The sequence below is a fragment of the Stratiformator vulcanicus genome (genome assembly GCF_007744515.1).
Taxonomy (GTDB): domain Bacteria; phylum Planctomycetota; class Planctomycetia; order Planctomycetales; family Planctomycetaceae; genus Stratiformator; species Stratiformator vulcanicus.
The window spans coordinates 4,084,272-4,108,917 of the sequence record NZ_CP036268.1 but is presented as its reverse complement, the minus strand read 5'-3'; the positions used below and the strand labels follow the sequence as shown (position 1 = coordinate 4,108,917).

Annotated in this window: 20 protein-coding genes; 5 read left to right on the top strand and 15 right to left on the bottom strand. The window is 60.0% G+C overall.

What is annotated here, in order from left to right:
- Positions 1-3 precede the first annotated feature (3 nt).
- From Pan189_RS16345 to Pan189_RS21490, 9 genes are all read right to left on the bottom strand, one after another.
- A complete protein-coding gene (locus tag Pan189_RS16345) occupies positions 4-705 on the bottom strand; it encodes a hypothetical protein (RefSeq protein WP_145365081.1) in 702 nt (233 codons plus the stop codon).
- A 176-nt stretch (positions 706-881) separates the two neighbouring features.
- Positions 882-1,478, bottom strand: coding sequence for a type 4a pilus biogenesis protein PilO (pilO, locus tag Pan189_RS16340; RefSeq protein ID WP_145365079.1), 597 nt, complete (start codon positions 1,476-1,478; stop codon positions 882-884).
- Positions 1,475-2,221 carry a PilN domain-containing protein gene (locus Pan189_RS16335; protein WP_145365077.1) on the bottom strand — a complete coding sequence of 249 codons (747 nt, stop codon included), beginning with the start codon at positions 2,219-2,221 and terminating at the stop codon, positions 1,475-1,477. The genes pilO and Pan189_RS16335 overlap by 4 nt, the downstream gene beginning before the upstream one ends.
- Positions 2,222-2,277: 56 nt before the next feature.
- The gene (pilM, locus tag Pan189_RS16330) at positions 2,278-3,384 is read right to left on the bottom strand and encodes a pilus assembly protein PilM (protein WP_310820633.1); all 1,107 of its coding nucleotides are present in this window, start codon (positions 3,382-3,384) and stop codon (positions 2,278-2,280) included.
- Positions 3,385-3,460: 76 nt separating this feature from the next.
- Positions 3,461-4,051, bottom strand: a complete 591-nt coding sequence (locus Pan189_RS16325; RefSeq protein WP_145365073.1) for a GspH/FimT family pseudopilin — start codon at positions 4,049-4,051, stop codon at positions 3,461-3,463.
- Positions 4,048-5,946 (bottom strand): hypothetical protein, encoded by a 1,899-nt coding sequence (locus tag Pan189_RS16320; RefSeq protein WP_145365071.1) that lies wholly within the window; start codon positions 5,944-5,946, stop codon positions 4,048-4,050. Before Pan189_RS16320 ends, Pan189_RS16325 begins: the two co-directional genes overlap by 4 nt.
- A 5-nt stretch (positions 5,947-5,951) precedes the next feature.
- A complete protein-coding gene (locus Pan189_RS16315) occupies positions 5,952-6,815 on the bottom strand; it encodes a PulJ/GspJ family protein (protein WP_145365070.1) in 864 nt (287 codons plus the stop codon).
- Positions 6,805-7,392, bottom strand: coding sequence for a type IV pilus modification PilV family protein (locus tag Pan189_RS16310; protein ID WP_145365068.1), 588 nt, complete (start codon positions 7,390-7,392; stop codon positions 6,805-6,807). Before Pan189_RS16310 ends, Pan189_RS16315 begins: the two co-directional genes overlap by 11 nt.
- A gap of 463 nt (positions 7,393-7,855) precedes the next feature.
- The gene (locus Pan189_RS21490; RefSeq protein ID WP_310820632.1) at positions 7,856-8,575 is read right to left on the bottom strand and encodes a class I SAM-dependent methyltransferase; all 720 of its coding nucleotides are present in this window, start codon (positions 8,573-8,575) and stop codon (positions 7,856-7,858) included.
- A 280-nt stretch (positions 8,576-8,855) separates the two neighbouring features.
- Between Pan189_RS21490 and Pan189_RS16300 the strand changes: the two genes are divergently transcribed.
- Positions 8,856-10,238, top strand: coding sequence for a leucine-rich repeat domain-containing protein (locus Pan189_RS16300; RefSeq protein WP_145365065.1), 1,383 nt, complete (start codon positions 8,856-8,858; stop codon positions 10,236-10,238).
- A gap of 91 nt (positions 10,239-10,329) precedes the next feature.
- On the opposite strand, the gene Pan189_RS16295 is transcribed toward Pan189_RS16300, so the two are convergent.
- On the bottom strand, positions 10,330-12,396 hold the full coding sequence (locus tag Pan189_RS16295) for a thioredoxin domain-containing protein (protein WP_145365063.1): 2,067 nt from the start codon (positions 12,394-12,396) through the stop codon (positions 10,330-10,332).
- Between the two features lie 128 nt (positions 12,397-12,524).
- Here Pan189_RS16295 and Pan189_RS16290 point away from each other — a divergent pair, with 128 nt between their 5' ends.
- Together Pan189_RS16290 and Pan189_RS21740 are read left to right on the top strand one after the other, a co-directional pair.
- The gene (locus Pan189_RS16290) at positions 12,525-13,670 is read left to right on the top strand and encodes a DUF1570 domain-containing protein (RefSeq protein ID WP_310820631.1); all 1,146 of its coding nucleotides are present in this window, start codon (positions 12,525-12,527) and stop codon (positions 13,668-13,670) included.
- A gap of 75 nt (positions 13,671-13,745) precedes the next feature.
- Positions 13,746-13,844, top strand: coding sequence for a 50S ribosomal protein bL37 (locus Pan189_RS21740; RefSeq protein ID WP_369299124.1), 99 nt, complete (start codon positions 13,746-13,748; stop codon positions 13,842-13,844).
- Between the two features lie 175 nt (positions 13,845-14,019).
- Here Pan189_RS21740 and Pan189_RS16285 read toward each other — a convergent pair whose 3' ends face one another.
- Complete coding sequence (locus Pan189_RS16285; protein ID WP_145365059.1) at positions 14,020-17,775, bottom strand: cytochrome c biogenesis protein; 3,756 nt, start codon at positions 17,773-17,775, stop codon at positions 14,020-14,022.
- A gap of 3 nt (positions 17,776-17,778) precedes the next feature.
- Positions 17,779-18,891 (bottom strand): hypothetical protein, encoded by a 1,113-nt coding sequence (locus Pan189_RS16280; RefSeq protein WP_145365057.1) that lies wholly within the window; start codon positions 18,889-18,891, stop codon positions 17,779-17,781.
- A gap of 533 nt (positions 18,892-19,424) precedes the next feature.
- Here Pan189_RS16280 and Pan189_RS16275 point away from each other — a divergent pair.
- Entirely contained in the window at positions 19,425-21,257 is a 1,833-nt protein-coding gene (locus Pan189_RS16275) for a trypsin-like peptidase domain-containing protein (RefSeq protein WP_145365055.1), read from the top strand.
- 185 nt (positions 21,258-21,442) lie between these two features.
- Positions 21,443-22,393, top strand: coding sequence for a cysteine synthase A (cysK, locus tag Pan189_RS16270; protein ID WP_145365053.1), 951 nt, complete (start codon positions 21,443-21,445; stop codon positions 22,391-22,393).
- Positions 22,394-22,447: 54 nt separating this feature from the next.
- Here the strand turns inward: cysK and Pan189_RS16265 are convergent, their stop codons facing one another.
- The 3 genes from Pan189_RS16265 to Pan189_RS16255 all read right to left on the bottom strand — a co-directional run bounded on the left by Pan189_RS16265 (position 22,448) and on the right by Pan189_RS16255 (position 24,589).
- Complete coding sequence (locus Pan189_RS16265; protein ID WP_145365051.1) at positions 22,448-23,017, bottom strand: Uma2 family endonuclease; 570 nt, start codon at positions 23,015-23,017, stop codon at positions 22,448-22,450.
- Between the two features lie 76 nt (positions 23,018-23,093).
- Entirely contained in the window at positions 23,094-23,666 is a 573-nt protein-coding gene (locus Pan189_RS16260; RefSeq protein ID WP_145365049.1) for a Uma2 family endonuclease, read from the bottom strand.
- A gap of 122 nt (positions 23,667-23,788) precedes the next feature.
- Entirely contained in the window at positions 23,789-24,589 is an 801-nt protein-coding gene (locus tag Pan189_RS16255; protein WP_145365047.1) for a hypothetical protein, read from the bottom strand.
- Positions 24,590-24,646 lie beyond the last annotated feature (57 nt).

Genomic DNA, 24,646 nt, shown 5'->3' with positions numbered 1-24,646 from the left:
TTTTTAGTTCGGGGCGTTCCCTGAACTCGACGCCGTGGAGTTCCAGCGATCGATTGTGAGTTCAAAAGTCTGAACTCCGTCGTCAATCAACACTCGTTTGGGCCGGACCTGCTTGACGAGCAGCGTTGCCCCGTCGGCTTCGATCCGGGCGCCCTCGCGGTAGATCCGTGAATTGATCAGCGCCACGCTGCGGCTCGGCCCAACGATTGTGCTTTTGAGTTCCAGCCCGTAGCTGGCCGGATCGCGAGCCGGTCGAGGTGGCTCCGCCACGGCAACTTCCGGAATTGCGACCTCTTCTTTGTTATTCGGCGTCGGGTCATTTTCCGCGGTGCGAACGAATTGGGAGTCGTCGGCGAATAAGACCGGCGGGGACAATTGGTCGTAATCGAAGTCGAACGGATCCCGCGGAAGCTCGCCGACTGGCGCGAGGGAACTCCAATCGCCCGACGTCGCAACGGTCGAGTTGCCCGCATCAACGGCATCAATGGCCGTGCGGTTGGGGTCGCCGAGTTCGCTTCGATCTGTCGCGGTGGCCGGTGCGGGGGCACCAACGGTGCGCGGTGTTCCGGTCTCCGAACGACTAAGCAGGGAGATCACGAAAGGCACGCTGACGTACAGAAAGACCGCCGTCAAAATCGCCAAGACCGCCGCTTTCGCCGGAGCGGCGACGACTTCCTTCTTCAGGCGTTCGGCGACTGATGACATAATAGGAACGGCTAAGGGATGTGGTGTATTCAACGAGGTCGAGCGGCGACGGAATTTGAAACTTGAAATGCCCGGTTCGCCCGGAAAGGCGTCGTCACGTTCGACGATTTCGAGGTGGTTATCGTTCGGGCGCGAAGTGATCCATCGACTTCAACCCAATTCAGGTATCGGCGATTTCATGGGGCGCGATCCAATCGGTCTTCGTCAGATTCGGAATTACCCTCATCGGCTGCGAATACCGTAAACTCCAACTTGCCTTCCAAGGCCCCCTCAGTTGCCTGTTTTGACTTGCGGTTCTCGGCTTTTTCCATCGAAATCGAGCGAACGTCGTAGAGTCGCGTCTCCTGCTCCAAGGCTCGAAGCCAGCGGGAGATTTCTGTGAAGGTGCCGCGGAATTCGACCGCGTAGGGATATTCCGAGTATGTCTCGTGTTCGATCGGATCGCCCGGCGATAGCCTCAGCAGCAGCACCTCGTGCTGCAGGGCCAGCCCCGACACCTGAGCCACGACCTCGTGCAGCCGCGGACTCGCCGGGATGCGCGTTCGACCGTCGCTGAGACGGCGGCGAAGATCGTCGGCGTTTTCGCTGAGTTCGTTGATCTCCATCCGTCTTGTCGGTTGCAGCGCGATCTCTGTGCGGGCGGCCTCGACCGCGCTGTGCAGACGGGCAGCAACTTGCCGGTACGGCAGATAAACGAAGTAGATGAACGCCCCTCCCATCAGGATGAGCGCTACGATGAGCTTGAAGCTGTCTTTGCGGACTCCGGCGATCATTGCAGTACCTCCGAGTCAGGGGGCGACGCGACGTCCGGCGATTCCGATATTCGGTCGACCTCGGACGGTTCGAGCCGACGGCGAACGACGAGTCGAGCGCCGAAGCGGCGTCCCGTTTGATCCCGCAGCGCCTGCCGGTCGGTGAATAGCAATGCGACTTGTGAGAAAATCTGCAGCTCTTCCAAATTCGCCAAGAACTCCGCGACGGCGGCGTCGTCGGTGGCGGTCCCCTCAATCGTGATGGTCGTGCTCCCGGATGACTTACCGGCTCGAAGTCGGGCGACGTCTTTCGCGAACGGGTCTTGCGCAACGGCTGTTTCGGTCGCAGATGGGTCGGGGCGTCGCGTTGTCGACTGCTTCGAGGCGATCGAGAGTTTTGATAACGAGAGTTGCTCCGGCGCGGCGCCGGCGATCGCCCAAAACAGGAAGGTTCGACTCGGCGAATCGGTCAGTTCGTCGACCACTGCCGCCCGGCTTTGAAGCTCCTGCAGCACGGTGTCGATCCGGGATCGCTCCGCTTGCAGAAAACGGCTCTTCTCCAGCATCGGATCGAGCCGCTCCTGCTCGGCGGCGAGACGCTGGGGCGTTTGAATGAGAACCACCGTCGTCGCAGCGATTCCGATCACAAAGAACGCGAGGACGGAACGGCAACTGGTCGATCGACGCATCGCTTCCCGATCGCGGCGATGCCGCTTGGGAAGGAAATCGATCTGCGGGGTCGACTCGGTTTGAATGGGTTTCACAGTTCGACTCGGTTCGAATCAGTCGGTGAATGAACATCGGGTACGGTGAGGGACGATCAGGCTTCGACCAATTCTCTCGGTTCGGCGACGAAGGTTTCCGCGCGGGCGTCGTCCGTTAGTGGTTCGGCTAATGCGAGACCGATCGCGGCGGTCCAATTCGCAGGGCGACCGCTGCGCAGCCGATGCGTCACGTGCTGCGTCGCGAATGGCTCGGCGATTCGGCAATCGAGGCCGAGCCGTGTTCCCAAATATTCGGTCAGCCACGGGCTCGCTTCACTGCCGGCAACGGTCATCATGTCGACCGGTTTGCCGCGGAAGGCGACTTTGAAATAACGCAGGCACAGTTCGACTTCGTTGGCCAATCGCTCCAACGGTTTGCGAATCGCGCCGATAACCGTGCGATGGAGATCGTCGGACGGATCAAGTTGTTCCGCTTCGGTCACGGTCTCGCGCATCGTGCGTGCTTCCGGTGCGGACAGGTTCATCGCCGCGGCAACGGCATCATCGAGCTCCTGTCCGCTGCACGGCAGAAATTTTGCGAACAACACGTGATCGCCTTTGGCGAACGCAACGGTCGCCCCGCCTCGTCCGAAATCGATCGTCGCCCAACGGCCGTCAGATTCGCCGGTCGGATCGTACTGTGCTCGCAGTACAGCCGTCGGCACGGTATCGACGCGTTCCAGAACTGCTCCTGCTCGCTGACACAGTTTGACGATCTGCTCCAACCCGGGGCGATGCGATGCGAACAGCACGACTTCCTGTTTGGTTTCGCCGTCCTGTCGAAACTCCCCCGCGGGCAGGAAGCGAATCTCCGCTTCTTCGGCGGGAAACGGGAGCCGCTCGGATGACTCGCTGCGTAGGGCGGCCGGCCATTCCACGCGAGGGATGTCGGGCAGCCGGACGTTTTGAATAAAAAGCTCCGTAGGACCGAGCGCGGTCACGGCGTGCCGACCTTTGAAGGCGTGGTCGCCGAACAGTCGTCCGAACGTTTCGCCGGCGGCATCTGAGTCGAGGGAGCCGTCGTCGCCGAGCGGCAACGTCGCTCTGGCCGCGGCGACCACCTTGCGATCGTGCGGAGGGCCGGACAACTGAATCGCGGAGACGAGATCACCGTCGAAGTGAATCCCGATCGGCGAAATGTGTTTCGGACTGAAAATGGACATGGCTATTGTCGGGAGTGGGGGTGATGTCGGCTTTATGAAGTTTGTTAAACAGGTCAATCGTTTGTGTGCGGCTTCGTTAAGGCTCATCGGCGGTCAGAAAAGTCCGAGCATTGGAGTCCCAAACCCAGGGGCCGCCCGGCCAGACTTCTCCGGTCACCCAGCAGATGCGAAGTCGCACGAATCGCGCGCCGCCGGAACCCTGCTCGACGATCCAGACAACGGTGTCTTCGGCGCGGTCGGGACTGGCTCCGCCGTCCGGTTGAAAGACGACTTCGCTCACGAGGCTCTCGCTCTGACGGCTCATCGCTCCGGCGAGACTGGCTTTGCAAACCTGATCAAGGTCGATCGTGTAGGCTTCGCCGCTCACTGCTCCTAACTGCGGCGTCGGGAGATCGATCGTGCTTCCGCCGGCCGCCGAAATCGAATAGCGATTCGCCGTCGAGTCGAATGCGACGACGACCTGCGCGTTGTGGTGGATCGCAAGCGAACGGGCGAGTCGAAGGTCTGTCAGGATGAGTTTTGCGGCGATTTCCGCATGTCGGCCCGGATAGGCCCCCGCCGAGGTGATCGCGAGCGTCGCCGCGACGGCGATCAATCCGATCACAATGACCAGTTCAATCAGCGTGAAGGCGCGCCGCGAGATCGGGATTCGCGATGAGAATCTCATGTGCCCTCCCTCCAGTTGCGGATGACCCACCGGTACCCGGCTCCGTCGCCGTTGGCGTCACCGGGCGACGGCCGAAACAGCGGCGGCTCGAATCCGAAGACCGCATCGACCGGCCGGGCGAATTGGGTGACGGGCTCCAATCCCAGTCCGTAGGTCCCGCGACCATCGCCGGAGAACAACCAGTTCAGCGGGGAGTCAATATAGGAGAGGAAAGAGATCAACTCTTCCAAGTTGTAGTTGAGCCAGAAATTTACCCAATTCCAATTGTTGAGTTTGCTGCTCCACGTGCCGTTCGAGACGTTCGACCATGACGGCGGGGCCTCGGTTTGCACTCCCCCGTTGACGAACAGCGGCCCGTAAAAGCCGAGGGAGTTTGTCCGTCGGCCACGCACTTGAAGCGGTAGAGCGCTTGCCGACTCAACTTCGCCGGCAATTTGAAACGTCCCGCCGGTGGCATCGACCGCCTTAACGCGATACCAGCAGATAGTGTTTTCGATGGTCAGTCCCGCTTCGTTACCAACCGAGATTAAGGCCGTACTCGCTCCGCCGCCGGTCGTAATTAGTGTGGTGCCCGGCGCGATGATGGATGCCGTTGCGGTGCCCGTTGTGATTAACCACGAGCCGTTAATTCCGTACTCCAGGTCGGCACATCGCAGGTCACCGCCGGCATAGATCGCCCCTTCGACGACGGCTCGAACGGTGTCGTCGGTTTCGATGTCGTCAGTCAGCGAGATGAGCGACGGGAGGCGGGGCCACAAATGGGGCTCGTCGATTTCGACGCCATCCGCACCGAACGACCAGTTCGGGGCGACGATATGAATGTCATCGCCGTCCAGTCGGACGTCACCCGTTGCGACGACCGTACCGATGACAGTGACGTCGGAGCCGAGGGAGACGCTACCGGAGCGATAGACGATTCCCAGCGGGTTCGCCGCCGTCGGTTCGTAAGTTTGATTCGAAACGGAACTGCCGACGGAGATCGGTGTGTACTCGAATCCGCCTTCATAAAGATGATAACTGTTGGCAAAGACTGCGACGTCGAATGATGGCGGAGAAGGAGCATCGACTTGGGACCAGGGCACGCCGAGCGTTGTTAGTTCGCTCTGCACGGTGCCCGATGGCGACGATTCAAAGTACAGAGTGCCCAAGATCGGGTGTGGTGAAACTCGATTGCCGCCGGCGACATATTCCTCGCCGATGGAACTGAGTATTTCGTCACGGGCTGTTCGCCAGTGACTCCCGTTGGACGTGTCGAAGATGACAGTCGAGCCGCTGAGAAAGACGTCGCCCGACACGCCGGTTCGCGGCTCGATGGCGAGCGGGTCGGCGCCGACGCCGCGGGCCGTGATCGTGTAATCCTGGATCGTGCCCCAATCGGTCGGCCAGGGAGCGAGATCATCCAACGCGGCATCATCACCGGCTCCGATCGTTCGTCCCGGTAAACGCGGCTTCAACTCGGCAACAAAGGTGACGGTTTTTTCGATCGGGGCCCGCGTCGCGTCGGTCGGCGTGAACGTCCCGGTTGATCTCGCTTCGACAAGCAGCGCCGCCGCCAAGGCCGCGAGCGTGTCGGTCGGATCGACGCGGTGATAGGTCACCGTGTAAGAAATTGTCCCCGACGTGTCCGCGCCGAGCGTGCCTGTTAATGGGGTGGCGACCCCTTCCCACTCCGGCGACTGCATCAAAGCAAATGCGGCTGCCGCGCCGGTTCGCGCGGCGTCGAGAGCGGAGCGTCCGTGATCCAAGTTTTCGCTGATCGAGACGGAGACGGTCTGCGACTGCATGAACGTCAGCGTCAATACGAGGGATGCACTGACCGCAATCATCACGATCAGCAGCGCAACACCTCGACGCGAACGTTCCCGCGCGAGTTCAATTTTCGGAACCGATTGCATCGCTCTCAATTCCTTTCGACGAGATAGCGGCGACTGGCAGAACCGAACAGCGGCAGGGAGCCCCCGGCCGCAACGCCGGCGTCATTCGGGCCGTCCGGATCGAACAGGTGAAGTTGCAATTCCGTTGTCACAGAGATTTCTTGCAGGCCCGTGCTGCTTCCTCCGAAACCGCCGGCCCAGTTGAGCGCGGTCCATGACGCCTCGTCGGTCGCTGCCGCAATTTCCGCATCTGTTGGTTGGGCGATGATTTGAAATCGAAGCGCCCCGACCATCGTGCCCGCAGGCATCTCCGCCCGTCGCAATCGGTCGGTCAGTCGCGTTCGCACGGCGTCGGCCGAGGCGACCAATGCGCGAATCGTTGCGGCGAAGTCGGCTGCCGCGAAATCGACCTCTCCGGTCGCTGACGGAAAACTGATCTCGTCGATCCGGTGGGCATCGCCCACGCCGGGTGCGAAGACGGTCAATTCCGAGGCGAGTGGTAGCCTCTCTAAAGGGTCCCCATCGGCGAGGCTGCCATCACCGGTCCAAACGACCAAAGTGTCGGGAAGAGTGGTCGACTCAACAGTCGTCGGTACGACCGCGATGCCGCAAATACGCTGACCGGCGGAGACCTCATAAACGCCGGCCGAGCCCACGGCAGTGCGGACTCGACGCAGCGCCGTTTCTCCATGCGAAATCGCCGTCGCGACACCTTCGGTATGTCTTTGGGCAGTGGCGGAAGCGGTCATGATCCCGCCGAGAATGACGACCAATCCGGAAGTCACCGTCAGCGCAATCATCAACTCGAGCAGCGTAAAGGCCGCCCGAGTGGACCGTTTTGTTCGTTGGTCAAATGCTCCTGCGGCTCGACCGGTTTTTTTACGGGGCACTAGTCACCTCGCTGACGATCCGGCTCTGTGTGGCGAGCGGTTTCGGCACGTTTGTCCCTTCGGTGATTGAGACCACGACGGTCACGCGGCGGTACGGGGTATCGATGGAATCGGAGACCGTTTCCCATCCCCCGGCGCCGTTTTGCTGAACGCGTTCGACGCTTGCCGATCGCGTCAATTTCGCCATCAGTTCGGTATCGGCCCGCAGCGCGAGCGGCCGCGCTGCCGTCGCATCAATCTGAACCGCCTCTTCTGAGCCGATCTGTCGTCCGTAAGCGTCGAGCGGCGGCGTCGCGGTCCAGCCATCAAAATGATCAACCGCGGTGTAGCCGTTGCGATTTCCCAAAGGGGCCGCCGCCGCATTCGCGTCGACCGGCAATCGCGTGATCTCGTCAAGCAGTTGCGTCGCCAGACCTGAAGCACACTGTCGCTGAGCGAGGAGTGTGCTGGTGCGTACTGCGGCGGTCAGGGACGTCAGCAGGGCCGCGCCGGCAATCGATGTCACGGCGATGGCGACGGCGACTTCCATCAGAGAAAGGCCGCGGCGAGATCGAATTGTGCGGGAGGGAGCCGCCATTGGAGAGTTCCGGCAGTGCGCGACCGATTCGACACGATCGATGCGCCGAAAGGAAAAGCGACACGGCGGGATCCCCTCAAAGCTCCCAGCTTTCCCCGCCGTGTCGCAGACTGAATCGTTGCGTCGAACCGGGTGAAATCGGTTCGCTGCGAAACCCGTCGTGTCCGACTCCGAAGTTCGGGTCGCAGCGGCGAGTTCCGGCAAACTTAGGTCGCGGCTTGTGACTGTCAAACGACCTTCAGTTCGGAAGCGGCGAAATTCCGATCGGCAGGGGCGAAGGTCGGATTATCGGAACGAATCGCTCTCTCAACCGAAAATTTTCGGGAGATTGCCCGCCTTGAACTCAAGATGTCGCGATACGTCGGAGCAACCCCGGCGATATGCCGGGGCTCTCCATTGAGAGATATTCGCGGAGTGAGCGGATTCGCCGCCTAGACCTGCGGCCTTCAATCAGCAATTCGCCTCAGACCGGCTTTACGAGTCCGGCGATCGTCCAATGGCGATCCGAGGACATCGTGACGAGGCCAGGATCGACGCCCTGCTCTTTGAGCATCGAGGCAACTTCGTCAACCGTGAGTGCCGCTTGCAGCGATTGGCGGAAGAGCTGCTGCGCTTCTTCGGTCTCCTCGGCGGCGTGCTTCGCGACTAATTCTTCGACGCCCTCGGTTGATTCGGGACGGGCGAGGTCGCGGACGAAGATCAGCCCGCCGGGCTTGAGCACCCGGAGCATCTCGGCAAACACGGCTGAGGGTTTGGGGATGTGATGAATCAGGCTGTTGCTCATCAACGCGTCAAATTGCTGATCATCGAACGGCAATTCGTGGGCGTTGGCCTGCTTGAGCACAATATTCGCCTGCAATCCGCTGGCGTAGATGTTGAGCTTGGCCAGCTTGAGCATCGCCTCGGACGCGTCGACCACAATCGGTTTCACGAACAGCGGCCGTCGGGCGAGGTTAATCGGGATGCGAGCGGTGCCAGTGCCGACGTCGACGAGCGTCAGCGGATTCACGCCGTCATGCAGCCGCGGCCCGAGGCCTTGAGACTCGACCGCAGCGAGGAATTCGTCCACGAACGCCTGATTGACCGCGTCATGGTCCATCTTGTCGTAGGTGAGCGCTTCTTCAGACGACTCAGAGAACTCGTCTTCCAATTGCCGCTGAAGCATTGTGGCTTGACCCGTCATGACCATGACTCCTCGAACCCCGAACTGTGTGAAGAGTTTTAGGCGGGAGCGAATATTCGGCCACGACCGATTTTTCTTCCATTCGTGGCAACAGGAGAAATTTCGCGGTGCGGCAGGTCTGAAAGTGACGGCGGTTCCCCCATGTCTGCGATCGCGACGGTGAAACAAGGACGTTTGCGAGAACCCCCGATGCGGGGTTACGCTCCATTCTCCAGCGAACGGCCCGAAATCGTCTGATGGGCCACGATTTTCCCTCCTCGCATAGCACCCCCGAATCGCAATGACTTTGTCGCTCCGACTCCGTGGTTTTTCCGGCCCGATTCCACTCTCCATCGCCGTCGCCCTGCTGTTGACTGCGGGATGCTCAGACCGGCGGAGCAGCTTGCTCGAAGCGCAGTTGCAGCAGGCGATTACGCAGAACGAACGCCTTGAAGCTGAACTGGCCATCGCCGAAGCAGCAATCGCAACGCCGGCTGCCGCGACGGAAGATGATGCCGCGCAATACATTTCGACCTACCTGGAGTCGCTCAATGGTAAGCTGACGAGAAATGCCGACGGCGAGGTCGTCTTCGTTGAGCTGCTCGAAACCAGCAGTGCCGGCGATGAGCATCTCGTGTTGCTCAAGGCCTTTCCCGAGTTGGGGCGATTGGAACTACGCGGTCCGACGTTCACCGACGAAGGCCTCGAAACGGTGGCGGAACTCGACGGGGTGTCGGTTCTCGGCTTGATGAATACAGGAGCCGGGGATGCCGGACTCGAAGCGATTGCGCCGCTTGAGAATCTGAGGGCGATCAATCTGCGGCGGACCAACGTCACGGACGACGGACTGGTTCACCTGACGACGTTCGAAAAGCTCAAGGATGTCGACATCCGCTTCACCAACATCGGGGATGCCGGGATGGTGCACGTCGGCAACATTCCGTCCCTCGCCGCGATCAAACTCGAGTCATCGCAAGTGACCGATGCCGGTTTGGCCAAACTGAATCCCGACCAACCGATCACAATGGTCAACGCCGTCGGCCCCTATTTCTTCGATCCCGTCACACCGCTCGCTCCGTTTAAGGAGTTGCGGGTCCTCCAACTCAGCGATACGGGGATCAGTGACGACACGCTGGCGGGACTCGAGAATTTTCCGAAGCTCGAACGCATCGACTTGATGCGGTGTTTTGTGGGGGATGAGGGTCTTGAATTTCTGAAGGGGAAAGCCAACCTGAACTGGTTGAATTTGCGAGATACCACGGTCACCGACGCCGGTCTGGCGACCGTTGGGGAGTTCGAAAATCTCAGGGTGCTCGAACTGGCCGAGTGCTTCATCGGCGATGAGGGAGTGGCCCATCTCGCCCCGCTGACTCAATTGGAAGTTCTCGGTTTGTGGTCGACCAAGACGACCGATGCGGCGCTCGATACCATCGCCGGATTCAAAAAACTGAAGGACCTCGACCTGCAACTGACCCAGGTGACGGATGACGGGCTCAAGAAACTGCTCACGCTCGATCAACTGGAGTCACTCAATCTCGCAGAAACGGGCGTGACCGATGCTGGCATAGAAGTCGTCGCCGATCTGCCGGCACTGACAAAGCTCGACGTGAGAACGACGAGCGTCACGCGAGAGGCGATTGATCAATTAAAAGAAGAAAGGCCGGGCCTGCAGGTGATCTATTAGTGGCAGATATCGGCAAAACAAGCCCGCAGCGCCAGCAAGGGACTCAATCACTCGGCAGCGCCCCAAGCGAGACGTTCTCACTACTGGCAAATCAAGAGAGTTGCGCCTTCAATGACGCAACATCGCCCACCGGCTCGTGACACACGCCCTTCTCACAAACGAACGCTTTCGTCTTCCCATCTGGTGAAGCCTTGCCGCGGATCAGCGTTTTCAGCGGGCCTTCGGTGTCGCCGGTGGTGCGGACGAGGACCTGATTAGGGCGGAAGCCTTTCCGAACCTCGGCGACCATCTCGTTCCCTTCCTCCGATTGATTGGGGTCGACGATCACGATCTCCTGCGTCGGACCGAGGAGAAAATCGAGGGCGATCAGCCCCTGCCCGGCGGCGAGTGGCGATGAAGCAACCACGCCTGAGATCGCATCGAGCGTGCCGATGGCTCGGTCTTCGAAATCGGTCCGTGTCGTGAGGCGGGCGAGCTTGAGCAGCGCCGTCGCCGCCATCGTGTTACCCGCGGGGGTCGCATTGTCTTGGGCGTCCTTCTGCCGAACGATCAACTCCTCGTGGTCCACCGCCGTGTAAAAGAACCCGCCTGCCTCTTCGTCCGCGTAGCGAGCGATCATCTGCTCGGCGAGCTGGACCGCTTCGGTAATCCAGCGTTCGTCGAAGTTCGCTTGATACAGTTCAACAAGCCCGTCGATCAGGCAGGCGTAATCGTCAAGGTACGCGTTGAACCGGGATCGGCCGTCTTTATAAGCGTGCAGCAGGCGGTCCTCTTTGACGAGATTCTTAAGAACGAACTTCGCCGCCGAGGCGGCGGCTTGGGTGTATCGCTCGTCATTGAGCACCGCCCCCGCTTGGGCCATCGCGGCGATCATTAAGCCGTTCCAGCCGGTGAGGACTTTCTCATCGCGGCCGGGGTGGATCCGGGACTCGCGGGCGTTGAACAATTGGGAACGAAGCTCTTCTAGCACCCGTTCGAGTCCGGCAGCATCGAGGCCGAAAGGTGTATCTTCCTCAGCAGTGTAAGGTTGACGTTCCAGAATCGACTTGCCTTCCCAATTTCCCTTTTCGGTCACGCCGTACGCCCAATTGAACACACCAGAGTCTTCCTCGTGATCGGCGAGATAAAAATCAATCTCCTGCTTCGACCAGACGAAGAACTTGCCCTCTTCCCCTTCGCTATCGGCATCCTGCGTGCTGAAAAATCCTCCCTCGGATGAGGTCATCTCGCGAAGTACATAGTCGCAGGTCTCCCAGACCACGCGGGCGTATTGTTCGTTGCCCGTCGCCTGATAAGCCTCCAAATATGTGGGTACGAGTAGCGCGTTGTCGTAGAGCATTTTCTCGAAGTGTGGCACGAGCCATTTGGCATCGGTCGCGTAGCGGTGAAAGCCGCCGCCGAGGTGGTCGTAAATGCCGCCGCGGGCCATCTTGTCGAGCGTGAGGTTCACGACCTCCAATGCCTCGTCATTGCCGAATCGCTTATAGCACCGCAGCAGCACCCGCAGGTCCATCGCGTGCGGGAATTTTGGGGCGCGACCGAAGCCGCCGTGCTCTCGGTCGGCGGAGCGCACCAGTTTCTGCATGGCGTTTTGGAGTGCGCCGATCCCGAGCTGCTGCGGCTTGTCATCGGGAACCGACATCGTGGCCACGGCATTGGTCAGTTCCGCCGCCCCGTTTTCGACGTCGCCGCGGCGATCGACCCAGGCGCGATGAATGTGCGTGAGGATGTCGCGAAAGCCCGGCATGTTCATGCGGGACGTCGGCGGCCAATAGGTGCCGCCGAAGAACGGCCGACGGTCGGGCATCAGGAAGACCGACATCGGCCAGCCACCGTGACCGGTCATCGCCACGACGGCGTTCATGTAAATCTGATCGAGGTCGGGCCGCTCTTCGCGATCGACCTTGATGCAGACAAAGTTCTCATTCATCACCGCCGCGATGTCGGCGTTCTCGAAGCTCTCGTGCTCCATGACGTGGCACCAGTGGCAGGCGCTGTAGCCGATCGAAAGAAAGATCGGTTTGTCTTCCTCACGAGCCTTCGTCAGGGCTTCCTCCCCCCATGGATACCAGTCGACGGGATTCGACGCGTGCTGCTGGAGGTAAGGACTCGTCTCTTCGGCGAGGCGATTTGAGGAGGCGTCTGCGGCTTCGCTCATGGGATTGTCACGGCTCGGTTGTTAAGGTCATTTGGTCACGCGCATCGTAGGAGTCCCCCTTGGCCCGCTCAACACGCGGAGACGATATGCCGCCCCAATTTCCCACTACCGCGGCTTCCGATGGCCGAATGCCGAACCAATCCCGCCCTCGGTGGTCGATTCTGACGTTGTGGGTGGCGTTCTGTTTCAGTCTCAGCGCGACAACGGCACTGGCTAAAGAACCTCGACCGCTGACCGAAGTCGTCTTCAAGGCGGGCGGAAAGGAGATCGCAGAATCGGGACGGGTGATCGTCGAAGCAGCCGATGGCGGGATTCTGCTCGAAGCCGTTGACGGCCAACTGTGGAACGTCACCCCTAAGGCGATGGTAAGCCGGACGCATCTCGATCAGCCCTTCCAACCGATTTCGGCCGATGATTTTGCCGGCAAGCTTCAAGAGGAATTTGGGGAAGAGTTCTCCGTATCCAAGACCAAGCACTACGTCATCGCCAGCAGCGCGGCACCGGAGTTCACCGACTGGTGCGAGACGACGCTCGAGCGATTCTTGAACGTGTTCACGCGATACTGGGATCGCGACCCGCTCGAATTGCACGAGCCGGAGTTTCCGCTGGCTGCGATCATATTCAGCGATCAGGCGGCGTTCGCCCAATATGCCCGCGCCGACATCGGCGACGCCGCGGCGACGACCATCGGCTACTATTCGATCCGCTCGAATCGGATCGTGTTCTCCGATTTGTCGGCCCGATTTCGGGGGCGACAAGTTAAATCGCGAGCCGAGATGAACCGGTTGCTCAGCGCGTCGTCAGCAAACGTCGCGACCGTGATCCATGAAGCAACGCATCAGATCGCGTTCAATTGCGGTGTTCACATACGGTACGCCGATAACCCGATGTGGATGACCGAGGGTTTCGCGATGTTCTGCGAAACCCCCGACCTGCGCTCGACGAGCGGGTGGCGCACGATCGGTGACGTCAATCGCGCCCGGCTGCCGGCGCTGCGCGGGGCAAGCCTCGATATCGACAGACTGATCTCTTCAGATGACCCGTTGCGTGACGCGTCGACCGCTCGCACGGCATATGCCGAAAGTTGGGCGTTGACTTACTTCCTCGCGAAGGCGCGGCGGGGCAAGTACCGCGAATATCTGGAGGCGATCGGCTCGAAACCCCGCCTGATTTGGGACGATGCCGAGACCCGCCGGGCCGAATTCGAGGCCCATTTCGGCGATGTCGACGAGCTGCAAGACGCCTTTCGCCGGTATCTGTCGCGACTCCGGTAATGCCGTGCCCTTCGCGCAGGCCGCCCGGCTGCGTACACTTCCCGACCCGAAACATTCCATCAGCGAGTAAGAATAATGGCCAAGACCCAACGCAAACTGAAAAAAGCCAACCACGGCAAACGCCCCGCCAGCGCCCAAGCCCGCCGCTCGAAGCGGGCGAAGATCAAAACGTAGGCGCTGAGCGGCTCAAAGCAACAAGCCGCGCACGAAGTAAGCGGATCAAGGGGAAAAGTTTCCTCGCTCGATCCGCTTACTACGTGCGCGGCTTGTGCATGACGATCGATTTATTTCGTGGTCCGCTTCCACCTCGCTCGATCCGCTTACTACGTGCGCGGCTTGTGCGTATTGATCATTTCATTTTGGCGGCCCGGTCGCTCCACCAAGTCGATTTCGGCAAAAAGCCGAACGAAATCAGCAGCAACTGGCTTGCGGCGAAGATTCCCAAGGCCAACATCACGCCTTCGGTGAAGCCGTACGAGTGCAGGCCGACGCCGAGCTCGTTGACGCCGTACCAACTCCAACTGACGACGATATTGCCTGCGATCGCGAGCATCGCGAGGCCCCGATCGGTGATGACGCGATCCCAACGGGCGTGCAGCACAAGCGCGTTCCAGAGCACGATCATGAGGGCCCCGTTCTCTTTCGGGTCCCAACCCCAGAACCGGCCCCACGAGTCATCGGCCCATAATCCGCCTAGGACCGTGCCGACAAAGCTGAAGAAGATCGCAGCACACGTGATCCCGTAGATCATCGACGCGAGGGTCTGGCCGATCGTCTTGGTGGTCTGTGTCCCCGCTGGGCGATGGAGCATCGGGGTCAATATTCCGGTCAAGATGTAGAACACGCCGAACAGTCCCGCCACATAGGTGGCGATGTAACCGGTCGAGATGCACACGACGTGCGTTGCGAGCCAGAACTGCGTATCGAGCACGGCCTGCAACACCGTAAAGGTGTCGCCGTCTCCGGCGAGGGATTGGGCGATCAACAGCGTGGCCGCCCCGGCCGACGCGGCAACCGCGTTGCCGAAGCCCATGCCGAAGAGCCGTTCGCAAATTAACCCCATCAGCACGGCACCCCAGCCGATGAAGACGGCCGAGCTGTAAAGGTTGGTCACCGGCGGGCGTCCCGAAATATACATCCGCCCGATCAGGGCGAGTGAGTGGACGCACATCGTGAAGGCGATCAGCCAGAACGCCGATGCCTGAATCGGCCGACCGGCCCGGAACGCTGAGAACAACCAGCCGACGAGCGTCAGGCCGAACGCCATCAGGTAGAGGACGAAGCAGTTGAAGAATGGTGCGGCGTGATTGAAGTAGGCTTCGAAGCCGAGTTTCTTCCGCGTCGTCTCCGGCGGGAGGGTTTCGCTCGCTGCGAGCAATTCGTCGACCGCGGCGTTGAACTTGTCAGGGTTCTCGTCGATGTAAGCACCGACGACTTTTCTCCACCCCGTGACCGTCGGGTGCGCCGGCGGGCTTTGCTCTCCGGTCTGTTGTGCGCGGAAGTCGGCGAGCAGCGCCTTCACCTCGGCGTAACCCAATGTCTCCCACTCTTTGTCGATTTTTTCGACAACAATCGTCTTGCCGTCTTCCTGTTCTTCGGCCTCGCGCGTACTTGTGACGACTGCCGACAGCGGCGGTTGCCGGTCGGTTTTGAATTGCTCATGCAGGGTTTCGAAGCCGTCGACACCCTGCCCCATTTGTATCGATCGCGTCAGCAGGTCGGTCTGAGGTTCGAACGAGCCGCGAAGCATTCCGACGTAAGAAATCTTTCTCGCCAGGTCGAGAACCTTGCGCTGATAGACGGTGAGCCCGGAGGCATCATTCTCCTTCTGCTCATTTGCCGATTGAGCTTCCTTAAAGAAATCACTCGGCCCGGAGGGTGTGCCGTCTTCGTTCGGTGGGGGGAAGATGGCATCCTGAAACTCGCTCAGCGAATACCGCAGGCCCTTGCGCATCTTCAGCCCGAGGGTGTCGAGCAATTCGAGATTGTCGATGCGGAAGACGCGGTGCTCGGCAGCCTTGGTCGGATTGGCGATCAGGTCGAGCAGCCATTGGATCGCCGGTTCGGTTCGGTATTCGTCGCCCGCGAGCGGCACATTGTAGGTCTCATAGTTGCCGATCACTTGCCGCAGCGAGTTGCGGGCGAGCGTGTCGATCGGCTTGGGTCGACCCTGATAGATGACCGGAATCTGACCGAAGCGGTACAGGTCGTACCCATCATCTACTGCGGAGGGCGGGGCCATTTTTGAGAGCGCATACCCTCCCAAGACTATCACGATCAACGCGGGAAGCGCCCATCCTGCGATGCGAATCGCGGCGGGATCGGACTCCGGAACGTCGGACGGTTCATCGTTTCTCAATTGAGCGGCCATCGTCACGTTCACATCGCGAACGCGTTTGCCCATGAACCGCAGCAGTGAGATCACGAAGTGGGCGATCATGCCGAAGCCGACCACCACGCACGACACGTAAGGCAGCATCCAGCCTTCGTTCTTCGTGACCTGCAACGTCGTATATTCGATGCCGGTACTCGGGTCCTGAAAGTAACCGCTCTGATAAAACGTTTCGCCGCCGTATCGCAGCGGGTTGTTCATCCAGACGCGAATCTCACGATCGGTGCCCGCATCGGGGTCGACCAAATGGATGACCGATTCGTAATTCCGCGGCGTCGATGTGCCGACGTAATCTTCTTTTTTGACGTCGTTTAGCGTGACCGTGAACGGTCGATAGCCCCGGCGAAAGCGAAGATCGATCGCGTAGGTCGTGTCGCCGACTTCGAACGTGTCGGCTTCGTTATCAGCGAGCCATGCGGAGACGAGATGCGTCTCAACCGGCTCGCCGGAATTTTTTTCGAGCAGCGTGACGTAACCCGACGCGACATCGGCTTTCGAGTCGGTGTCGACCCCGGTTCCCATCCGAGTTTCGATGGCAATCCAATCGGTCCCCTCACCTGTCGTCGCGGGATTCTCGGCATCGACGGAGGCCGCTTTTCGAAGCCGGCTGTTGGGAAGGAGCCGGTCGACCAGAATGTCGTAAGGCAACTCCGGATGGCTGATCGTGGCTCCCGGTCGGATTTTCGACTCGGGGATGGCGACGACGCGGTCGGTCTCTTCGCCCGACTTGTCGACGACGACCAGTTCAATCTCGCGGATGTCTTCGACGTAGCTTTTCGTCTGACCCTCCCGTATCTGCATCTGGGCTTCTTCGGCGAATAGCCCCACGAGCAATTCGCTGAACATCAAGAGCACAACGCCGGCGTGCAGCAGCACGATGCCCGCGCGTTTTTTGAACGCCAGCCAACAGCCGATGAACAGGACCGCCGAAACGAGCAGCGCCTTGATGAGCTGCCATAAAATTCGTGTCGCGGAGGGAGAAATATCGCCGAGGGCGAACGTCATCGCCGTCGCCGCAGCGAAGAGTCCGGATGAGAGCGTGAGCAGCCAGAATTGCGGCTTGGAACCGCCTGAGGAGAGCTTGAGCCCCGCACGAACCGACAATCCGATCAGGGCGACGGTGGCAGCAAGCAGTCCTCCCCGAAACACGTTCCAGATCAATTCCCAATCGGCACGTTCGTTCTCAGAGAGGCCGACGCTGTCCATCCCGCCGGTCACGACGACATACGTTAACAGTGACCCCAGAGCGATCGTCACCAAGCCTGCGATCAGCCGGGGCCCCTTCGTCTGCACCTTGAAGCGGACGGCGTGCGCGGCCATCAGGTTGACGAACATCAATCCGCCGATCAGCCAACCGCCGGGAAATGGGAAGGCGACGGGTACTTCGAACGCGCCGAAATTGAGGACTTCGGGAATGCCGAGGTCGCCGAAGAACGAAACGGGAAACAGGTCTTTGATCGTGATCCACGCGACGAAGCAGCGGAAATATTCGTGGACGACGTCCCAGATGTCCTTGCGGTGCTGCGCAAGCGTGCCCACGAATACGATGAACACGGCCAGCGAAAACAACACGACCGTCAGCTTCAGTGAAGCCAGCGGCTTTAAGAACTGTTCGACTTGCGGGGCGACCGAAGCGAGGGTGTGCTCGCGCGGTTGTTCGCCGGGTGGCTGAGCGTCGGAGTGTGCATCGGAGACGGGCGCGTTCGTCGCCATGATTTACTCACCTGAAAAGCGGATGCTGCGGACGAACTTCTCGAAATTCGCCTGCTGCCGGAGTGCAAGGTCGGCGGGGCCTGTGAGTTTGAAGAACCAGGCTTTGTTACCTCGTTCGACAATGACTCCCAGGATGGCCTTGCGGGGGGAGCGGTCCTCAGGACCAACTAGAGACACATATTGACCGGTTGATCCATCAATGTCGATTGATCTTATCTCTTTCTCGACTTCGGCGGCGTCGAGGCGATCGAGTCCGACCTGTCCCCGCCAGCGATTGATATTCGGGATGGGATCGTTGGCCGCGGCCGGCAGATCGATTGCGGTCACTTCGGCCTGTTGCTCACCCTGTCCGACCACGAACGACGCTTTGCGGAACGAATTCGTTTCGCCCGGCCGCCATCCCTCCGGGACATCGAAGTTCAATTCCGAAGAGGTGGAGGTCTGCCGAGCCGGTGCGGCGGGACGTCCGGATGGCGGGGTCCGCCCGGTCCCGGCGAACGGCGGCACGGAGGTTCCTCCCGCCTTCACGCCGGAAAAATTGACGAGCGTGACTTCCGTTCCGTCGCCCAGCGTCAACAACCGCGTCTCTTCATTGAGGTCGCCTCCCTGATGCAGGTCGGCCTGATCCATCGGAGGCAGGTTGACTTGGCCGCGCCAGCGGTTGACGTTCGACAGAATGTATTCGTCAAGGTCGTCCCCGAAGATCGGTAGTCGGGTCACCGAGACCTCCTCGTCCCCCGTTTGCAGCGTGGCGAACCGAATCTGATTGCCGGCTTGTTGCGTCCAGCCATCAGGGGTGTCCCACGTGGCGTCGCCGTCATCGCCGAACTCGACCGATTTGACGAGTTCGAGGAACGGCTTCATCAGCGGCGTCACCGCCGCCGGATTACCGTCGACCTTGAAGAACCAGGCTTCTTCGCCCTGCGGAATGATCGCAGCGATCATCTGCGTCGGCTCGGCTTCGCCGGTCATGACCGGGCCGGGGCGCGGCTCAATCGCCGGGGCCTCCGCCGGTTTGGGCGCGTTGTAGACGGAAATGTCGTCACCGCCGCCGCAGCCGAGCAGGCAGACGGGCAATGACACCACAGTGAGCAGCCGAAGAAGCAAGCGCGACACGAAAATCACTCTGTGAGCAGGAGGCTGAGTCGAATAGGTCGACTTCCCATTATATCGCCCTCCCCCGGCACGCGGACAGGCGGGGAGGACATGATGACGCGGGGCGCGAAAGAATTAAGCAATCGGGAATTCAAATTGATTGCGGAACGGAACGTGCATCTTAAATCTGATTCGAGTTCGAATGCAGATGCATTTTTAGAGATGTCCGATGGTAACCGGCCTGAGAAAAAGCACGAATAGCGCGATCTCTCGGTTGGTTGCTGACGCCATCGCCGGTTCGGGAACGATTCCCGAGGCGGAAGCATCTTTGCAATTTCGAACCGTTGTTGACACTTCCCCGCTGTAGGACTTACACACCTTTGGTCCGGTCTCCCCGCCCGGACCGCGTCAGGCAAGGACGTCTGACACGATCGGTTTGACACTTCTGCGATATCCCTTTCCGTCCGCATTCCCCGCGCGGGCACACGATATCTCCGAAAGTCCCGCCGGTTTTTGGCCCAACTCGCCCGCCGCGAACGGAATGGATTCCGACCGTGAATGCCGCGCTCATTGTACTGGCCGTAACCGGTGCCGCCCCCGACGCCGTCCTCTACGACTTTACCGCCAAGTGGTGTGGTCCCTGCCGCGGCATGGAACCAACGATCCATAAGCTGACCGCCGAAGGGTTTCCGATCCGTCAGGTCGACGTCGATCAACGGCCGGATCTGAAAGCGAAGTACAAGATCGGTGCCATCCCGGCCTTTGTGCTCATCGTGAACGGTCAGGAGGTCGCCCGCAGAGTCGGCACCGCCACGGAATCGGATCTGAGGCGGATGCTCGCACGCGTTCCCAAAGTTCCCGACATCGCCTCCGGGAGGAGTCAGGTCGCTGATGTCAGGCCGGATGGCCGCGCTCGGACCCGGGCTGACATCGTTCGCGATTTCGCCCGTAATCGCCCTCCGGCAGGGCGTCAAAATTCAACATCACAGCCGAGCCGGAACTTGTTTCCCCCGGTGCGACTGGCTTCGAATGAAAGTTCCGGCGGTCTTGGTGGCGGAACGTCGATGCCGCCGGTATTCGGTGCGGCCGTCGAAAGCGGTTCAACCGCGAATGACCGGCGTTCAAGTAGCCCGCAGCGCCGCCTGCCCACTTCGTCAGGTCAGGTTGTGCGAGGTCAGAGCGACGATTCGGTCTCGGCCCCATCGCTCCTTGCGAAGAACCCTCTGCAAACGACCGTTCGCATTCGTGTCAAAGACAAAGACGGTGTCAATTTCGGATCCGGAACGATCGTGCAGAGTACGCCGGGACGCGCGATCGCGCTGACCTGCGGCCATATTTTTCGTGGCTTCCATGACGGCTCCGAAATCGAAGTCGATGTCTTTCGCGGCTCAGAGCACAAAACGCTCGCCGGCAACGTCATCTATTTTGACGCCGAGGACGCCGATGTCGGACTGATCTCCATTCCGATCCCCGTCAGCGTACCGGTCTCGAAGGTCGCCCCATTGAGCGCACATCCGAAGCCGAAGGCCATTGCGTTCAGTTTCGGATGCGACAACGGCGACAACCCGACTCGACGCCAGCACCGGGTCACTCGGATCAATCCTTACCGCGGAGCTGACACGATCGAATGCACCGGCACTCCGGTCAAAGGACGTTCCGGGGGCGGGCTGTTTGATGCCGAGGGACGATTGGTTGGTATCTGCATCGCCGCCGACAGTCCCCGAGACCGTGGGGTCTACGCGGGCCTTCGCGAAATTCATAAGCTGCTCGACAAAGAGCAGATGTCGGCTCTCTACAAAACAGGCCCGAGCCGCGGTAACGATTTCGCAGCGAATTCCGGCGGATCGTTGGAAACGGGTACTCAGAACTCCCGCCTCGCCGAATTGCTGGCCGAGGCCGAATCGGCTGACGCAGCGCCCCGCGTGCCCTCAAGTCGATCCGAGTCATCGCTCACATCAGGCCGCGGCGTCGGCGGAATTAATGGTGAGGAACTCGGCGCGGCGATGTCGGCTGGCGAAGGAGCCGAGATCGTCTGCATCATCAAACCCAAGAATTCGCCCGGAGCTGAGCCGCAGATCGTGGTCATCAACCGGGCGAGTCCCAAGTTCCTGCAATTCCTTCGCGGCGAGTTGCCTCGCACCGCGAATAATTCCGGTGAGCGAGATGCGTTCCGCACAGGCCCCGAAAACTCTCGGGCAACTTCGCGGCAGATGGGGACGGACGAGTCGAGCGATTCGCCGTTCGATCAATTTGTAACCAAGCCCTCGCTGGAAGCGGGTGGGCCCGATCCCACCTCTGCCCGCATCGAACGCTATGTCCGCAGCGCGGACTCTCGAGAGGAATATTCCACGTCATCCTCGAAGTACGATGAGTCGGTCATTCGTTAGCGTGATGGCTTCGATCAATTGCAAAAATTTTGGATGTTCACCGCCGGCCCGCAAAGTCCTGTTGTCGGACCGAATCAAGCCGACGATACTTAACGAAGTCACTCGGACGGAACGATGACACCTGGAGCAGATTTTGCTCCTCGAACCGGTCGGATCCCACACTGCCATATCAAAGGAGCAACCTCATGCCCGTGTTGCAGGACAATTCCGAAGCCATCGGAAAAACGCCGCTTGTCAAAATTAACCATCTCGCCAAGGGGCTTGGTGCGACCGTTCTGGCGAAGATCGAAGGACGAAATCCCGCTTACAGCGTGAAGTGCCGCATCGGCGCGAACATGATCTGGGATGCAGAGAAACGCGGCGCACTCAAAAAAGGCATGAAGGTCGTCGAGCCGACCAGCGGCAACACAGGGATTGCCCTCGCCTTCGTTTGCGCGGCACGCGGTTATCCGCTCACGCTAACGATGCCGGAGTCAATGTCGCTGGAGCGGCGCGCGATGCTGCGGTCCTTCGGCGCGGAATTGATCCTCACGCCGGCTGCCGACGGCATGAAGGGCGCGATCTCGAAGGCCGAAGAAATGGCCGCGACCGGGGATTACTTCATGCCCCAGCAATTCAAGAACCCCGCCAATCCCGAAATCCACAAGAAGACGACCGGCCCGGAGATTTGGGAAGACACCAACGGTGACGTCGATATCTTCGTTGCCGGTGTCGGCACTGGCGGGACGATCACCGGGGTCTCCCAGTATTGGGAACAGGTGAAGAATACGCCGCTGCATTCGGTCGCTGTAGAACCCGAAGCTAGCCCCGTGATCTCCGGCGGCTCCCCCGGCAAGCACAAGATTCAGGGAATCGGAGCCGGTTTCATCCCCGACATTCTCGATACGAGCATCATCGACGAGGTCGTCACCGTGACGGACGAGGAGTCGTTCGAGACGGCTCAGCGACTCGCCCGCGAAGAGGGCATCACCTGCGGCATCAGTTGCGGGGCTGCCATGGCGGCGGCGCTGAAAGTCGCCGCGAAACCGGAAAACAATGGCAAGACGATCGTGGTTGTGTTGCCCGATATCGGCGAACGCTACATGAGCACCGCCCTGTTCGAGCACTACCGCGATGCCGCCCAACAGGCCGCGTAAGTGGCCAGATTGCTTAGCACCTCAAAGCCCACGGGTTGCAACCCGCGGGCTTTTTCATTTTATGTCGACTCGCTCGTAAACCTTCTTAAGCGGAAGCTCACACTTGATTGACGAAAGGGAAAGCATCGCATCGAGGCTGTCGTAAATCGTCAGTTCCCACCGTCGGTCGTCGATCCGCCGATAGTGATCGACTCGTACTTCGTCCTGCGACACGATCAGGTAGTCGGTCAGCGACTCCATCCTCTGATAGTTTGCGAGTTTTTCACTGCGATCGATCGCTTCGGTCGAGGGCGATGTCACCTCGAACGCGGCAAGCGGATTCGTGACGGTGTCGCCGTAGTCATCTTCGAGTTCGGGCGGCGACGGCGTCACTACAACATCGGGGTAGTAATAGCTGCCGCCGGGGATACGCACCCGCATGTCGTTCTGATAAACCTCGAACGTCCCCTCCAAATTTGTGCTGTAGAGAAACGCAAAAATGCTTCCCGCCACTAAGTTATGTGGCCGTCTTGCGCCGGTCACTTCGCGCACCTCCCCGTTTACGAATTCGTGTCGCAGGTCTGAGGCGCGCTCGAATGCGAGGTACTCCGCCGGTGTCATCTTCTGGAGTTCAACCGTCGCCATATCCACCTCGGAAAATTGAGAAGGTCATCGATGCGGACCGAATCGAAAAGTGCTATCGAGCAGCGGTTCTCGTCAGTCACTCGCTATCGAGAACGAAATGGTAAGCCTCTTTCAGCGAAATCGCACAACCGATCGAATCGATCGTAACCGTCGCTGCAAGGCCGGTTGAGATCGTCACCTGCCAACGGTCCTCGTCCAGCCGCTTGTAGTGATCGATCCTCGCCTCATCCTGCGCCACGATCAGGTAAACCTGTAGCGACGGGATCGTCTGATAGTTCGCGAGTTTCTCTCGTCGGTCGATTGATTCCGTCGAAGGCGATGTAATCTCGAACACGACGATCGGATTGAGCAGCGTGTCGAACTCTTCGTCTTCCAATTGCGGCGGATGAGGGGAAATCGAGATGTCCGGATAGTAGTAACCGGCACCCGGAATGCGGACACGCATGTCGGTCGGGTAAATTTCGTAGTCGCGACCGGAGGACTTGGTTCCCAGAGCGATGATCAGATTCGACGTCAGAATGTTGTGAGACCGTCTCGCACCAGTCACTTCACGAATCTCCCCATTGACGAACTCATGCCGCAGGTCGGAAGCTCGCTCGAACTTCAGGTATTCCTCAACCGTCATCCCGACGAGTTGATCGGTCGCCATAGTGAGAACCTCGCAGCGTGAAACAGTGGATGCGGAACGGGTGATCGCCCGAGGTCAGTTTAGCCGCGCAGCGGTGCGCCCGCGAGAAATTCCCCGCGATCGGCGACTCAAGACCGGCTCGGCTACTTCGACTCGATCTCAATCCGCTCTCTTTTGCCGTCGGCCCACACGACTTCGATACCCTTCTTACCCAAGGTCGAATCGAGTTCGAGCGTCACCTCGTAGTTGCCAATTGCGGGCAAGCCGATATCGCCGGTCCGGCAGTCGAGAACGGGAATCTCCCAGAAATCGGGCTGCGCGATATATCGCACCGGACTGAGTGTGACCACGGTGCTGATCGAGGGCTTTTTGCCACTGACAGTCAGCACGAAGCCTTTGCCGTTCTTCTGTGCTGTGACTTTGGCAGTGGCCGTGGTTCCGTCGACGGTTCGTGAGAGCGGATCGCAGTTCGAACCATTCTCCGGTTGCCCCTCATTCGCCTCTCTTTTTCGACCGCCTTCCAACGTCACAACACGGGTGACCTTGCCGTCAGTCATGGCCACAAGCCGGTAATTGCCTTCGTTATTCTCCGGGACGACGAGCCGGAGTGTTTCGCGAAGTCCCTCTCCCTTGATCGCGTAAAGGAAGAGTCCGGCGATCTTATTTTGCTTGAGCAATTCGAATTTCACGGGTACGGGCCGAGCCGCCATCCGAGTGCAGAAGGTCAGGTTGCCGAATTCGTCAACTCCGCATCGGTTCGGGTCGAGCTGCAACTCGCCGGTGCCGCCCAGTTCTCCCGTCAGGCGGATCTGATGTCCTCCCGCCACGGCCTCGTTCATGTAAACGGAGGCCAGATCGACCTGATCTCCATCAGCGCTCACCGCTGGCGAAGCCGCGAATAGCAACAGTCCCCAGCAGAACACCGCATTCCGCAGATGAGTCATCAAACGCTCCTGTTCTCAAAGGCCAATCACATTCCGTCCGGCCCACACGCTACCGCG

What these genes read in the sequence shown, in the direction of transcription:
- pilO (WP_145365079.1), bottom strand. Translation starts at nt 1,478, where the DNA reads ATGATCGCCGGAGTCCGCAAAGACAGCTTCAAGCTCATCGTAGCGCTC.
- Pan189_RS16290 (WP_310820631.1), top strand. Translation starts at nt 12,525, where the DNA reads ATGCCGAACCAATCCCGCCCTCGGTGGTCGATTCTGACGTTGTGGGTG.
- Pan189_RS16300 (WP_145365065.1), top strand. Translation starts at nt 8,856, where the DNA reads ATGACTTTGTCGCTCCGACTCCGTGGTTTTTCCGGCCCGATTCCACTC.
- Pan189_RS21490 (WP_310820632.1), bottom strand. Translation starts at nt 8,575, where the DNA reads ATGACGGGTCAAGCCACAATGCTTCAGCGGCAATTGGAAGACGAGTTC.
- Pan189_RS16285 (WP_145365059.1), bottom strand. Translation starts at nt 17,775, where the DNA reads ATGGCGACGAACGCGCCCGTCTCCGATGCACACTCCGACGCTCAGCCA.
- Pan189_RS16295 (WP_145365063.1), bottom strand. Translation starts at nt 12,396, where the DNA reads ATGAGCGAAGCCGCAGACGCCTCCTCAAATCGCCTCGCCGAAGAGACG.
- Pan189_RS16265 (WP_145365051.1), bottom strand. Translation starts at nt 23,017, where the DNA reads ATGGCGACGGTTGAACTCCAGAAGATGACACCGGCGGAGTACCTCGCA.
- pilM (WP_310820633.1), bottom strand. Translation starts at nt 3,384, where the DNA reads ATGTCCATTTTCAGTCCGAAACACATTTCGCCGATCGGGATTCACTTC.
- Pan189_RS16325 (WP_145365073.1), bottom strand. Translation starts at nt 4,051, where the DNA reads ATGAGATTCTCATCGCGAATCCCGATCTCGCGGCGCGCCTTCACGCTG.
- Pan189_RS16345 (WP_145365081.1), bottom strand. Translation starts at nt 705, where the DNA reads ATGTCATCAGTCGCCGAACGCCTGAAGAAGGAAGTCGTCGCCGCTCCG.
- Pan189_RS21740 (WP_369299124.1), top strand. Translation starts at nt 13,746, where the DNA reads ATGGCCAAGACCCAACGCAAACTGAAAAAAGCCAACCACGGCAAACGC.
- cysK (WP_145365053.1), top strand. Translation starts at nt 21,443, where the DNA reads ATGCCCGTGTTGCAGGACAATTCCGAAGCCATCGGAAAAACGCCGCTT.
- Pan189_RS16255 (WP_145365047.1), bottom strand. Translation starts at nt 24,589, where the DNA reads ATGACTCATCTGCGGAATGCGGTGTTCTGCTGGGGACTGTTGCTATTC.
- Pan189_RS16260 (WP_145365049.1), bottom strand. Translation starts at nt 23,666, where the DNA reads ATGGCGACCGATCAACTCGTCGGGATGACGGTTGAGGAATACCTGAAG.
- Pan189_RS16320 (WP_145365071.1), bottom strand. Translation starts at nt 5,946, where the DNA reads ATGCAATCGGTTCCGAAAATTGAACTCGCGCGGGAACGTTCGCGTCGA.
- Pan189_RS16310 (WP_145365068.1), bottom strand. Translation starts at nt 7,392, where the DNA reads ATGGCGGCTCCCTCCCGCACAATTCGATCTCGCCGCGGCCTTTCTCTG.